Origin of the sequence: Agrobacterium sp. FDAARGOS_525 (assembly GCF_003938925.1) — a bacterium.
Taxonomy (GTDB): Bacteria; Pseudomonadota; Alphaproteobacteria; order Rhizobiales; family Rhizobiaceae; genus Agrobacterium; species Agrobacterium pusense.
The window spans coordinates 1,762,098-1,774,833 of the sequence record NZ_RKIU01000004.1 but is presented as its reverse complement, the minus strand read 5'-3'; the positions used below and the strand labels follow the sequence as shown (position 1 = coordinate 1,774,833).

11 protein-coding genes are annotated in these 12,736 nt (G+C 61.0%); 8 read left to right on the top strand and 3 right to left on the bottom strand.

The annotated features are described in order from the left end of the window. Position 1: 1 nt before the first annotated feature. From EGT36_RS24725 to EGT36_RS24715, 3 genes are read right to left on the bottom strand one after another with little or no spacing between them, the layout of a single operon-like run. Positions 2-1,015 (bottom strand): alpha-ketoacid dehydrogenase subunit beta, encoded by a 1,014-nt coding sequence (locus EGT36_RS24725; RefSeq protein WP_125271236.1) that lies wholly within the window; start codon positions 1,013-1,015, stop codon positions 2-4. 3 nt (positions 1,016-1,018) lie between these two features. Continuing rightward, on the bottom strand, positions 1,019-2,257 hold the full coding sequence (locus EGT36_RS24720) for a 3-methyl-2-oxobutanoate dehydrogenase (2-methylpropanoyl-transferring) subunit alpha (protein ID WP_022562920.1): 1,239 nt from the start codon (positions 2,255-2,257) through the stop codon (positions 1,019-1,021). A 44-nt stretch (positions 2,258-2,301) separates the two neighbouring features. Next, a complete protein-coding gene (locus EGT36_RS24715) occupies positions 2,302-3,429 on the bottom strand; it encodes an acyl-CoA dehydrogenase family protein (RefSeq protein ID WP_125271235.1) in 1,128 nt (375 codons plus the stop codon). Positions 3,430-3,731: 302 nt separating this feature from the next. Between EGT36_RS24715 and EGT36_RS24710 the strand changes: the two genes are divergently transcribed. The 8 genes from EGT36_RS24710 to panB all read left to right on the top strand — a co-directional run bounded on the left by EGT36_RS24710 (position 3,732) and on the right by panB (position 12,610). Continuing rightward, complete coding sequence (locus EGT36_RS24710) at positions 3,732-4,205, top strand: Lrp/AsnC family transcriptional regulator (protein WP_004445535.1); 474 nt, start codon at positions 3,732-3,734, stop codon at positions 4,203-4,205. A 74-nt stretch (positions 4,206-4,279) separates the two neighbouring features. Next, positions 4,280-5,452, top strand: coding sequence for an isovaleryl-CoA dehydrogenase (locus EGT36_RS24705; protein ID WP_125271234.1), 1,173 nt, complete (start codon positions 4,280-4,282; stop codon positions 5,450-5,452). Positions 5,453-5,459: 7 nt separating this feature from the next. Beyond that, positions 5,460-7,061 (top strand): carboxyl transferase domain-containing protein, encoded by a 1,602-nt coding sequence (locus EGT36_RS24700; protein ID WP_125271233.1) that lies wholly within the window; start codon positions 5,460-5,462, stop codon positions 7,059-7,061. A gap of 7 nt (positions 7,062-7,068) precedes the next feature. Continuing rightward, the gene (locus EGT36_RS24695) at positions 7,069-9,060 is read left to right on the top strand and encodes an acetyl/propionyl/methylcrotonyl-CoA carboxylase subunit alpha (RefSeq protein ID WP_125271232.1); all 1,992 of its coding nucleotides are present in this window, start codon (positions 7,069-7,071) and stop codon (positions 9,058-9,060) included. 1 nt (position 9,061) lies between these two features. Beyond that, on the top strand, positions 9,062-9,988 hold the full coding sequence (locus tag EGT36_RS24690; RefSeq protein WP_125271231.1) for a hydroxymethylglutaryl-CoA lyase: 927 nt from the start codon (positions 9,062-9,064) through the stop codon (positions 9,986-9,988). Beyond that, positions 9,978-10,754, top strand: a complete 777-nt coding sequence (locus tag EGT36_RS24685) for an enoyl-CoA hydratase-related protein (protein WP_125271230.1) — start codon at positions 9,978-9,980, stop codon at positions 10,752-10,754. Before EGT36_RS24690 ends, EGT36_RS24685 begins: the two co-directional genes overlap by 11 nt. A 138-nt stretch (positions 10,755-10,892) precedes the next feature. Further along, the gene (gene panC / locus EGT36_RS24680) at positions 10,893-11,771 is read left to right on the top strand and encodes a pantoate--beta-alanine ligase (RefSeq protein ID WP_125271229.1); all 879 of its coding nucleotides are present in this window, start codon (positions 10,893-10,895) and stop codon (positions 11,769-11,771) included. Further along, positions 11,768-12,610 carry a 3-methyl-2-oxobutanoate hydroxymethyltransferase gene (gene panB, locus EGT36_RS24675; RefSeq protein WP_035206846.1) on the top strand — a complete coding sequence of 281 codons (843 nt, stop codon included), beginning with the start codon at positions 11,768-11,770 and terminating at the stop codon, positions 12,608-12,610. Before panC ends, panB begins: the two co-directional genes overlap by 4 nt. Positions 12,611-12,736 lie beyond the last annotated feature (126 nt).

Sequence of the window (12,736 nt, the reverse complement as noted above, 5' to 3'; positions counted from 1 at the left end):
ATCAGGCCTCCATGACTTCGACAAGGGCGCGCCCGACGCGGGCTGGCCCCGGAAAATAGTCCCACTCCTGCGCATGGGGATAAGGCGTATCCCAACCTGCGACGCGCACGACGGGAGCCTCAAGGTGATAAAAACAATGTTCCTGCACCAGCGACACGACTTCTGCCCCGAAGCCGGAGGTCAACGTCGCCTCATGCACCATGACGCAGCGGCCGGTCTTGGAAACCGACTTCACGACGGTATCGAGGTCGAGCGGCAGCAGGCTGCGCAGATCGATGATCTCGGCGTCCACCCCCGTCTCTTCCGCCGCTGCCAGCGCCACATGCACCATGGCGCCATAAGCGATGACCGTGACATCGGTTCCAGGGCGGCGGATTTCGGCCTTGCCGATGGGAATGGTGTAGTGCCCTTCCGGCACCTCCCCCTTCTCGTGTTTGGACCATGGCGTTACGGGCCGGTCATGGTGACCGTCAAACGGGCCGTTATAAAGCCGCTTCGGCTCCAGAAACATTACGGGGTCGGGATCTTCGATGGACGCTATCAGTAGCCCCTTGGCGTCGTAAGGATTGGAAGGAACCACCACTTTCAGCCCGCAGACATGAGTGAAAAGCGCCTCCGGGCTCTGGCTATGCGTCTGGCCTCCGAAAATGCCGCCGCCGGTCGGCATGCGAAGAACGATCGGGCAGGTAAAATCCCCGTTTGAGCGGTAACGGATACGCGCTGCCTCCTGGGTGATCTGGTCATAGGCGGGATACATGTAATCGGCGAACTGGATTTCGACACAGGGCCGCAATCCATAAGCGGCCATGCCGATGGCGGTGCCGACAATGCCGGATTCGCTGATCGGCGCATCGAAACAGCGGGTTTTACCGTATTTCTGCTGCAGCCCCTGCGTGGCGCGGAAAACGCCGCCGAAATAACCCACATCCTCACCAAAGACCACGACATCGTCGCTGCGCTCCATGGATACATCCATGGCGCTGCGGACGGCTTCAATCATCGTCATTCTTGCCATGTCTTACCATCCTGCCTTCTGGCGCTGGCGGACGAGATGCGCCGGCATCTCGGCGTAAACACCTTCGAAAATATCCTTCTTCGGCGGTTTTTTGCCCTCGTGCAGCGTGCCGTGGCTTTCCGCCTCGCGCTGGGCTTCCAGCACCTCATCGGCGATCTCCGCTTCCGCCTGCCGGTGCCGCTCTTCCGACCAGACGCCACGCAGGATGAGGTGTTTCTTCAACCTCAGGACAGGGTCGCCCAGAGGCCATGCTTCGGACTCGGTCTTCGGGCGGTAGGCGCTCGGATCGTCAGAGGTGGAATGCGCGCCGACACGATAGGTGACGTATTCGATGAGCGTCGGGCCGAGATTGCGGCGCGCCCGCTCCACGGCCCAACGGGCCACGGCATAAACGGCCAGATAATCATTACCGTCGACCCGCAGTGCGGGAATACCGAAACCCAGCCCGCGTGCCGCGAAGGTCCCGGAGCCCCCGCGTGCAATGCCCTGAAAGGTGGAAATGGCCCATTGGTTGTTGACGATGTTGAGAACGACCGGCGCCTTGTAGGTCGATGCAAAAACCATCGCCGAATGAAAGTCCGACTCCGCCGTCGAGCCATCGCCAATCCAGGCGGCCGCAATCTTTGTATCACCCTTGATGGCCGACGCCATCGCCCAGCCCACCGCCTGGACATATTGCGTGGCGAGATTGCCGGATACGGTGAAGAAACCGTGTTCTTTGGAAGAGTAGAGGACAGGCAGTTGCCGCCCGTGCAGCGGGTCGAGTTCGTTGGAATAGATCTGGTTCATCATGGTGACGAGCGGATAGTCGTCGGCGATCAGCAGGCCTGCCTGCCGATAGGTCGGGAAGTTCATGTCGCCCTTGGAAAGCGCCTTGCGGAAGGCGCAACTCACTGCCTCCTCCCCGAGATGCTGCATATAAAAAGAGGTCTTGCCCTGCCGCTGCGCCATCAGCATGCGCGCATCGAAAGCCCGAAGCCTCATCATGTTCTTCAGACCCGTCAGCAGGTCGTCATCCGAAAGCAGCCCGGCCCAAGGTCCGACGGCCTCACCCTGATGATTAAGGACGCGAATGATCGAATAGGCGAGATCACGCATGCTCTCCGGCGCGGCATCCACTTCCGGGCGAGGCACGGAACCGGCCTTGGGTATCTTTACATTGGAGAAATCCGGCTGATCGCCGGGCCGCACGGCGGGTTCCGGAACATGCAGGCTTAGATGTGGCGTTTCTGATATGTCCATTCTACTCCTCCCGTCGCGGTCTCCTCCAGACCGTGAAACAATTCTCAAAGGTTTCTTGCGATCACCATCCGCTGGACATCGCTTGTCCCCTCGTAAATCTGGCAGATGCGCACATCGCGATAGATCCGCTCCACCGGATAATCCGCCATGTAGCCATAACCGCCGTGGATCTGGATGGCGTCCGAACAAACGCGTTCGGCCATTTCCGACGCGAAGAGCTTGGCCATCGAGGCTTCCGAAAGACAGGGTTCACCCGCTTCCTTCAGCGCCGCCGCGTGCAGCACCAGTTGCCGCGCCGCCTGAATGCGTGTCGCCATATCCGCGAGACGAAACGCCACCGCCTGATGTTCGATGATCGCCCGCCCGAAGGCCTTGCGCTCGCGGGCATAATCCCGCGCCGCCTCAAACGCCGCCTGCGCCATGCCCACCGCCTGCGCCGCGATGCCGATGCGGCCGCCTTCCAGATTGGCGAGCGCAATACGGTAACCCTGACCTTCCTCACCGAGCCGTAAATCGGCGGGAATGGCCATGCCGTTGAAAGCGATCTGGCAGGTATCGGACGAGTGAAGGCCAAGCTTTTCTTCGACCCGGATAACCTCATAGCCCGGCGTGTCGGTGGGCACGATGAAGGCGCTGATACCCTTCTTGCCTGCCGCTGCATCCGTAACGGCAAAAACAATGACGACATCGCCATTCTTACCCGAGGTGATGAACTGCTTCGCGCCATCAAGAATATAACGATCGCCATCGCGACGCGCCCTGGTCTTGAGATTTGAGGCATCGGAGCCGGCCTGTGGTTCGGTCAGCGCAAAGCCACCGATCCATTCGCCGGAGGCAAGCTTCGGCAGAAAACGCTGCTTCTGGTCCTCGGTCCCGAATTTTAGGATCGGCACGCAGCCGACCGAATTATGGACGCTCATGATGGTGGAACAGGCACCGTCCCCTGCAGCGAATTCCTCCAGCGCCAGCGCATAAGCGACAGCACCGGTTTCCGCCCCGCCATACTCTTCGGACACCAGCATGCCGAGGAAGCCGAGCTCGCCCATCGCTTTCAATTCTTCCTCGGGGAAACGGCTTTCCCGGTCACGCGAAGCGGCGCCAGGGGCAAGCCTTTCCCGCGCAAAGTCGCGGGCCATATCTCTGATCTGCTGCTGGGATTCAGTGAGCATCATCGCCGCCTCCCGCCAAAAAGCAGAAGCGTATCAGGCGCGTCGCCAGCTGGAATTGGTCGCGAGGGCTGCCCTTGAAAGCACGGGCGGCCCCATCGATCACGACAGGGTTATGCACAGCCAAATTCACCTCCCTTGGCCAGCCCTGACGTGAGGAACCGGCCCGCCGCAAATCTCCTCCAGACCGCGACTGACGTGAACGCTATCACTATCTCGAATTCATTTCAAAGCTATTTTGATTGACAGTTTTTTGATTGGCGATATCTTTGATCCAACAAATATTCATATCATAGAGCAAATGATCCATGATTGAGCTCGACAGTTTCGACCAGAAGATTCTGCATGTTCTCGGCGATGACGGGCGGGTCAGCTGGCGGGATCTTGCGGCTCGGATAGGCCTTTCCTTCACGCCAACGTTGCGCCGCGTGCGCAAGCTCGAAGAGGAAGGGATCATTCGCGGCTATACCGCCGTGTTTGACGAGAACCGGCTGCTCGGCAATATGGGTGTCTTCATCTCCGTCACGCTGGAGCGGCAGATTAAGGAAGCGCTGACGACATTCGAACATCATGTGGCCTCCATTCCCGAGGTGGTGGGTGGTTACCAGACGAGCGGCAGTTCCGATTATCTGATCCACGCCATGGTGCGGGATCTGCCGCATTACCAGCAGCTGCTGGATTTCCTGACCACCGTTCCCGGCGTGTCGCGCATCCAGTCCAACTTTGCCATCAAGACATTCGTGCGCCGTTCCGCCGCCTTCACCGGGGGTGACACGCCGTAAATAAGGGCTGCCGGCGCGGAGGAGGTGTCGGCAGCTGACAAAGGGACGGCCTGCCGTCCGGAGGAGGAGACGCGATGAGTTTGAACCTCGCCGCCATTTTCGATGCCGATCTCGGCCCGGAAATCGCAGCATTGCGCGACAGCGCAAGTGCATTCGCAGATGATAAAATCGCCCCGCTGGCGGCGGAGATCGACAGGGACGACCGCTTCCCGCGTCAGCTCTGGCCTGAAATGGGCGAGCTTGGCCTGCACGGCATCACCGTTTCGGAAGAATTCGGCGGCGCCGACATGGGCTATCTCGCCCATTGCGTGGCGATGGAGGAAATAAGCCGGGCTTCCGCCTCCATTGGCCTTTCCTACGGCGCCCATTCCAACCTCTGTATCAACCAGATCCATCGCTGGGGCACGCAAGAGCAGAAGCAGAGATATCTGCCGAAACTCGTCTCCGGCGAACATGTCGGTTCGCTCGCCATGAGCGAGACGGAGGCCGGTTCGGATGTCGTCTCGATGCGGCTGAAGGCGGAACGCAGGGGCGACCGCTATGTGCTGAACGGTGCGAAAATGTGGATCACCAACGGCCACGAGGCCGATACGCTGGTCGTTTACGCCAAGACCGACATGTCCGCCGGCCCGCGCGGCATCACCGCCTTCCTCATTGAAAAAGGCTTCAAAGGGTTTCGTCCGGCCCAGAAACTCGACAAGCTCGGCATGCGCGGTTCCCCCACCTCGGAACTCGTGTTCGAGGATTGCGAGGTGCCGGAGGAAAACATCCTCGGGCGGTTGAATGACGGCGTGGCGGTGCTGATGAGCGGGCTGGATTACGAGCGCGCCGTGCTGGCCGCCGGCCCTGTTGGTATCATGCAGGCGGCCATCGATCTGGTGCTGCCTTATGCCCGCGAGCGCAAGCAATTCGGCAAACCGATCGGTGAATTCCAGCTCGTGCAGGGTAAGCTCGCGGATATCTATTCGGCGATGAACGCATCGCGCGCTTATGTCTATTCCGTGGCCCGGGCCTGCGACAATGGCCGCATCACGAGGCAGGATGCGGCGGGAGCTATCCTCTTCGCCGCCGAGCGGGCGACGCAGGTGGCGCTGGATGCAATCCAGCTTCTCGGCGGCTCCGGTTACGTGAATGAAAGTCCGGCCGGGCGGCTGCTACGCGATGCCAAGCTTTACGAAATCGGCGCAGGCACCAGCGAAATTCGCCGGATGCTGATCGGCCGCGAACTGGTCAAGGGCAACGGGTGAGGACGCGATGAAGCTTACGTCCAGTATGAACCGCGATCCCGTCTTCGCTGCCAATGTCGAGTTCATGTCGAATCTGGTGGCTGACCTGCGCCAACACGTCGAAAAAATCTCCAGAGGCGGCGGCGACAAGGCCCGCGAACGGCATCTTTCCCGTGGCAAATTGCTGGTACGTGACCGCATCGAGACACTTCTCGATCCCGGCAGTCCATTCCTCGAATTCTCGCAATTTGCAGCTTACGAGGTTTATGACGAACCTGTTCCGGCCGCCGGCATTGTCACCGGCATCGGCAGGGTCTCGGGCCGAGAATGTGTAATCGTCGCCAATGATGCGACCGTGAAGGGCGGCACCTATTATCCGCTGACGGTGAAGAAACATTTGCGCGCGCAGGAGATTGCCGCCGAGAACCGCCTGCCCTGTATTTACCTCGTGGATTCCGGCGGCGCGAACCTGCCCAATCAGGACGAAGTGTTTCCCGACCGCGATCATTTCGGCCGTATCTTCTACAATCAGGCCAATATGTCGGCGAAAGGCATCGCCCAGATCGCCGTGGTGATGGGCAGCTGCACGGCGGGCGGGGCCTATGTGCCTGCGATGAGCGACCAGTCCGTGATCGTCAAAAACCAGGGCACGATCTTCCTTGGCGGCCCGCCGCTGGTGAAGGCGGCAACAGGTGAGGTGGTGAGTGCGGAAGAGCTGGGCGGTGCGGATGTGCACTCCCGGCAATCCGGCGTTACCGATCATTTTGCCCATGACGACCGCCACGCGCTGGCGCTGACCCGGCGGATCGTTTCCAGCCTCAACCGCCGCAAACAGTTGGGGCTGGATATCCGTGAACCGGCAGAACCGCTTTACCCGCCCGAAGAGCTTTACGGCATCGTTCCCGCCGATACGCGCAAACCCTTCGAGGTACGTGAGATCATCGCCCGTCTGGTGGATGGTTCTGAATTTGATGAGTTCAAGGCGCTTTATGGCACGACGCTGGTCTGTGGTTTCGCCCATATCCATGGCTATCCCGTCGGCATCATCGCCAATAACGGCATCCTGTTTTCGGAATCGGCGCTCAAGGGCGCGCATTTCATCGAGCTCTGCTGCCAGCGCGGTATTCCCCTGGTTTTCCTGCAGAACATCACCGGCTTCATGGTCGGCAAGGCCTATGAGGCTGGCGGCATTGCCAAGGATGGCGCCAAGCTCGTCACCGCCGTCGCCTCCGCCAAGGTGCCGAAATTCACCGTCATCATCGGCGGCTCCTTCGGGGCCGGCAATTATGGCATGTGCGGCCGCGCCTATTCTCCCCGCTTCCTGTGGATGTGGCCGAATGCCCGCATTTCCGTGATGGGCGGCGAGCAGGCGGCCTCCGTTCTGGCACAGATTCGCCGCGACGGTATCGAAGCTGATGGCCGGCACTGGTCGAAGGAAGGCGAAGAAGCGTTCAAGCAGCCGATCCGCGAAAAATACGAGCGGGAGGGCCATCCCTATTATGCCAGCGCGCGGCTTTGGGACGACGGTATCATCGACCCAAAGGATACCCGCCTCGTCCTCGGCCTCGGTCTGTCCGCCGCGCTCAACGCACCCATTGAACCCACCCGTTTCGGCATATTCAGGATGTGAGGCGACGATGTTTTCGAAAATACTCATCGCCAACAGGGGCGAGATCGCCTGCCGTATCATCCATACCGCCCGCAAAATGGGCATTCGTACCGTCGCCGTTTATTCCGATGCCGATCGTGACGCCATGCATGTGGCGCTTGCCGACGAAGCGATCGCCATCGGCGCTGCACCCGCGCGTGCCTCCTATCTCGATGGCGAAAAGATCATCGCCGCAGCGAAGACAAGCGGCGCAGAAGCCATTCATCCGGGTTATGGTTTTCTTTCGGAAAATGCCGGTTTCGCCGAAGCCTGTGCCGCCGCCGGGCTGGTGTTCATCGGCCCACCGGCCGCGGCGATCCGCGCCATGGGCGGCAAAAGCGAAGCAAAGGCACTGATGGCCAAGGCTGGCGTGCCCGTGGTTCCCGGTTATCACGGTAAGGACCAGGCGGAGGAACGGCTGGGGAATGAGGCGGAAGCCATAGGCTATCCCGTCCTGCTCAAGGCTTCGGCCGGCGGCGGCGGCAAGGGCATGCGCATCGTCAGGCAAAAACGTGAATTTGCGGCGGAACTTGCCGGGGCAAAACGCGAGGCGTCGGCCGCCTTCGGTGATGACCGCATGCTGATCGAAAAATATCTCGAACGGCCGCGCCATGTGGAGGTGCAGATCTTTGCCGATAGCCACGGCAATTGTTTTTCCCTTTTCGAACGTGACTGCTCCATCCAGCGCAGGCATCAGAAGGTTTTGGAAGAAGCCCCTGCCCCCGGCCTGCCGGATGCGCTCAGGCAACGTATGTATGAAGCGGCAACAGCCGCCGCCCGCGCGATCGACTATCGCGGTGCGGGAACCGTGGAATTCCTGCTCGATCCTTCCGGCGCATTCTATTTCATGGAAATGAATACGAGGCTTCAGGTCGAACATCCCGTGACGGAGTATATTACCGGTCTCGATCTGGTCGAATGGCAGATCCGTGTTGCGGATGGTGAAACGTTACCGCAGGACTGGGCCGATCTCAGCATACATGGTCATGCCATCGAGGCCCGTATCTATGCCGAAGACCCGGCGCATGATTTCCTGCCGTCGGTCGGCACCATCAGCCATCTCGTTTTCCCCGATCAGGGCCCTCACGTCAGGATCGACAGCGGCATCCGCGCCGGCGACGCCATCACCGTGCATTACGATCCGATGATCGCCAAGCTTATCGTCTGGGATCGGGACCGAGCCTCAGCCGTGCGGCGTCTGACGCTGGCGCTGGAAAATCTGGCGATCTGCGGCGTCACCAGCAACGCCGCCTTTCTGACACGGCTTGCCCGATTGGAAGCTTTCGCCTCAGCCGACCTCGATACGGGTTTCATCACCCGCAACGAGGCGTCGCTCTTTGCTCCAGCCTCGAATGATGGAGGTGTCATCGCCCTCGCCGCGCTTGGCCTGCTGCTCTCCCGCCGCACAAACGGAATGTCGCAATCAGAGGCGGATCCCCATAGCCCGTGGAACACGAAGGCCGCATTCCGCCTCAACGCACCGGCGCGGGAAACGCTGAATTTCATGTTTGAGAACCAGCCGTTAAGCGTCGGCGTCACGCATGAGGGTGATGAATTCACGCTCGCAATCGAGGGGCGGACGATCCGGGCCTACGGCAGCCTTTCCGGTGACGGCCAGCTCCTTGCAACCTTGGACGGCCGGAAAAGTCAGGGCTATTTCTTCGCAGAGACCGGCACCTATGCGCTTTTCCTGCATGGCGAGCCTTACCGCATCAGCCAGCCAGATCCCGTCGAAATCGCGGATTCTTCCGTTCATGCCAGTGGCCTGGAAGCTCCCATGCCGGGCGTGATCCGCGCGGTGCTCAGCCGGAACGGTGCTGTCGTGGAGGCCGGCGACGCGCTTGTGGTTATGGAAGCGATGAAGATGGAGCATACTATCCGTGCACCGGCGAAGGGCATCGTCAAGGCCATCAATTGCAATGAAGGCGATATGGTCGCGGCCGGCGCGGTGCTGGTGAATTTCGAGCCGGAAGGAGCATGAGATGAGCTTGCCCCGAACCGTCAGGATCGTTGAGGTTGGCGCACGTGACGGCTTGCAGAACGAGACCACCGAGGTTCCGACCGCGACAAAAATCGAGCTGATCGAGCGGCTGGCTGCAGCAGGACTGAGAACGGTGGAAGCGGGCGCTTTCGTCTCACCCAAAAAAGTGCCGCAGATGGCGGGGTCGAAAGAGGTGTTTAGAGGCCTCAAAAGGCGAGCGGGAACGGCCTATCCGGCGCTTGTTCCCAACATGAGAGGTTTCGAAGCTGCCATTGAAGCCGGTGTCACGGAAATCGCGGTTTTCGTGTCCGCCTCCGAAGGTTTCAGCCAGCACAACATCGGCTGTTCGCGCGCCGAAAGCCTAGACCGTCTGCGCGATGTCGCGGATGCCGCTGCCGTGCGAAATATCCGCATGCGCGGTTACCTTTCCTGCATTGCCGGCTGCCCCTATGACGGAGCAGTTGCGCCCGATGACGTGGCGGCGATGGCCGATGCCCTTGTTGCGCTCGGCTGCCATGAAATCTCGCTGGGTGATACGATCGGCATCGGCACGGCGGGCCAGATCCGCAACATCATCGAGCGGGTCTCGGCACATATCGCGCTTGAAAAACTCGCCATGCATTTCCACGATACCTACGGACAGGGCGTCGCCAACGTGCTGGCTTCGCTTCAACAGGGCATAACGACGTTCGACAGTTCCGTCGCCGGGCTGGGCGGTTGCCCCTTCGCGCCGGGCGCGAGCGGCAACGTCGCCACCGAAGACGTCATTTATCTGCTGGCGGGACTTGGCATAGAAACCGGCGTCGACCTGATGGCCGTGGCGACAACCGGTGACTGGATAAGCAGGCATCTGGGCAGGTCCAATGCAGCGCGTGCCGGCAAGGCACTTCTCGCCGCGAAACGGAAGGGTGAAGCCCATGGCAAATGAGGTGTTGAGCGAGAAACGCAAGGATGTTCTGTGGCTGACGCTCAACCGACCGGAGGTGCATAATGCCCTGAATGCCGCGATGACCGATGCGCTCACCCATGCGATCCGCGCAGCCTCCGGCGACCATGGCCTGCGCGCCGTTGTGATAACGGCAGCGGGAGAACGCAGTTTCTGTTCGGGTGCAGATCTGAAGGAAAGTGCGGGCGGCATGTTCCTGTCCCGGGAAGGCACGAACCCTATAGCCGACGTCATGCGCGCCATAGAAGGCTGTGACAGGCCCGTCATCGCCCGCATCAATGGCCGGGTTCTGGCGGGCGGGCTTGGCCTCGTTGCCGCCTGCGATCTCGTCTATGCAGCCGATCATGCCAAATTCGGCCTGCCGGAGGTGAAGGTCGGTGTTTTCCCCGCCATGGTCGCAGCGAAACTTCTGGCAAAAATTCCATTGGGCGGGCTTCAGGAAATGGCTTATCTCGGCCACACGGTCAGCGCCAGTGAGGCGACACGTCTCGGGCTCATAAACCGCGCCGTTCCCCTCGCCAGCCTCGACGGCCTGATCGAAGAGGTTCTTGCAACGCTGCGGCACAATGCACCGGGTGCCATCGCGGCCGGAAAGGCGGCGCTGCTCGCCATGCGCGACATGCCATCGGCGGAGCGGCTCGTCTTCGCCGAACGCACCATCGCCGTCGTCAGCGGCAGTGATGAGGCGCGGGAGGGACGTCTGGCCTTTGCGGAAAAACGTCCCCCGCGCTGGACCGGCAAGCCCTGAGGCCAGACAGGCAGGGTGTGTCGATCGCCAACTCCGTTAATCGATATAATGGGTTTGACCGCGTTGACCCCGTTTCACAAATCGCGTTCTATCCAGCACCTTTCGCCGGAGGGTGATCGGGAAGCCGGAGGAGACCTTATGCGCCTTGTAAAAACTGTCGCCGAATTGCGCGATGCGATCGCCGTCTTTCGCCGCGCCGGCAAAACCGTCGGCTTCGTACCGACGATGGGTTTCCTCCATATCGGTCATCTCACGCTGGTTTCCAGGGCGAAGGCAGAAAACGACGTGACGGTGGTTTCCATCTTTGTCAATCCGCTGCAATTCGGCGCCAATGAGGATCTGGCCCGCTATCCGCGCGACCTCGCCCGCGACAGCGCGCTTCTGGAGGAAGCTGGCGTCGACATTCTTTTCGCGCCCGAAGTCTCGGAGATGTATCCGCGTCCAATGGCAACCGTCGTTGACCTGCCGGAACTCGGCAGCCAGCTGGAAGGCGCGGTTCGGCCGGGGCATTTCGCCGGTGTCGCAACGGTGGTGACGAAGCTTTTTAATCTTGTTCAGCCAGATTCGGCCTATTTCGGTGAGAAGGACTATCAGCAGGTAACGTTGATCCGCCGCATGGTCGAGGACCTCGCCCAGCCGGTCAGGGTCGTTCCTGTCACAACCGTGCGGGAGCCGGATGGGCTCGCCTGCTCCTCACGCAACGTCTATCTGAGCGCCGAGGAACGCGCCGCCGCCGTAATCGTTCCGCGGGCGCTGAACGAGGCGGAACGGCTTTATGACCTGGGATTGGATGACCCCGCCGCGTTCGAAGCGGCTCTCGAAACATTTATCGCCGCCGAGCCTTTGGCATGTCCCGACGTCGTTGCGGTACGCGATCCCGATACGCTGGCACCCGTTGCTTCCGTGCAGGCAGGGCCAATATTGGTGGCGCTGTTCGTGCGCCTCGGCAGCACAAGGCTTCTCGACAACCGCGTCATCGGCCGCGAGAGAACAGAGAAAAGGAAGGCCGCCCAATGAGCGCCCATGGAAAACAAAAACGGCTGACGACGGCCTCCATCCGGCAGATGAAGGGCGAGGCGCGCATCGTTTGCCTGACCGCCTATACCACACCGATCGCCCGCCTGCTTGACCCGCATTGCGACCTGCTGCTGGTCGGCGATTCCCTCGGCATGGTGCTCTACGGCATGGATACCACAGTCGGCGTGACGCTGGACATGATGATCGCCCATGGCCGCGCCGTCATGCGCGGCGTCGAACATGCCTGCGTCATCGTTGATCTGCCCTTCGGAACCTATCAGGAATCCAAGGAACAGGCCTTCCGCAACGCGGCGCGGCTGATGCAGGAAACCGGCTGCGACGGCGTGAAGCTGGAGGGAGGCGAGGAAATGGCAGAAACCATCGCCTTCCTGGTAGCCCGCGGCATTCCCGTCTTCGGCCATGTCGGTCTGATGCCGCAGCTTGTTCACACGGCCGGCGGCTTCCGCTCGCTGGGGCATTCTGATGCTGAAACGCAAAAGATCTGGCGTGACGCGATTGCGGTGGATCAGGCGGGCGCCTTCGCCATCGTCGTAGAAGGCACAGTCGAGCCGCTGGCCCGCGAGCTGACGGAAAAACTTGCCGCGCCCACCGTTGGCATCGGCGCATCGCCAGCCTGTGACGGGCAGGTGCTGGTTTCCGACGACATGCTCGGCCTCTTCACCGACTTCAAACCGAAATTCGTCAAGCGTTTCGCCGATCTGGGCCCGACGATCTCCGAAGCGGCGGCGGCCTATGCCGATGAGGTTCGCGCAGGGGCGTTTCCCGGGCCCGAACATACGTTTCAGGTGCGCCGACAATCGCCTTCTGGGACGTCGTGAAGGCGCAGCGGGCGGGGGCGCTTCGTGACCAACACCTTCACCGTCGTCATGCTCGGGCCTCTCCCGAGCATCTATTACCGATCGATTTTATGCGAAGCAGGCAGATCCTCGGCGCAATGCCGGGGA

Bases quoted from the DNA above. Each gene is read 5' to 3' on its own strand.
- EGT36_RS24725 (WP_125271236.1), bottom strand. From the start codon at position 1,015: ATGGCAAGAATGACGATGATTGAAGCCGTCCGCAGCGCCATGGATGTA.
- EGT36_RS24720 (WP_022562920.1), bottom strand. From the start codon at position 2,257: ATGGACATATCAGAAACGCCACATCTAAGCCTGCATGTTCCGGAACCC.
- EGT36_RS24715 (WP_125271235.1), bottom strand. From the start codon at position 3,429: ATGATGCTCACTGAATCCCAGCAGCAGATCAGAGATATGGCCCGCGAC.
- EGT36_RS24710 (WP_004445535.1), top strand. From the start codon at position 3,732: ATGATTGAGCTCGACAGTTTCGACCAGAAGATTCTGCATGTTCTCGGC.
- EGT36_RS24705 (WP_125271234.1), top strand. From the start codon at position 4,280: ATGAGTTTGAACCTCGCCGCCATTTTCGATGCCGATCTCGGCCCGGAA.
- EGT36_RS24700 (WP_125271233.1), top strand. From the start codon at position 5,460: ATGAAGCTTACGTCCAGTATGAACCGCGATCCCGTCTTCGCTGCCAAT.
- EGT36_RS24695 (WP_125271232.1), top strand. From the start codon at position 7,069: ATGTTTTCGAAAATACTCATCGCCAACAGGGGCGAGATCGCCTGCCGT.
- EGT36_RS24690 (WP_125271231.1), top strand. From the start codon at position 9,062: ATGAGCTTGCCCCGAACCGTCAGGATCGTTGAGGTTGGCGCACGTGAC.
- EGT36_RS24685 (WP_125271230.1), top strand. From the start codon at position 9,978: ATGGCAAATGAGGTGTTGAGCGAGAAACGCAAGGATGTTCTGTGGCTG.
- panC (WP_125271229.1), top strand. From the start codon at position 10,893: ATGCGCCTTGTAAAAACTGTCGCCGAATTGCGCGATGCGATCGCCGTC.
- panB (WP_035206846.1), top strand. From the start codon at position 11,768: ATGAGCGCCCATGGAAAACAAAAACGGCTGACGACGGCCTCCATCCGG.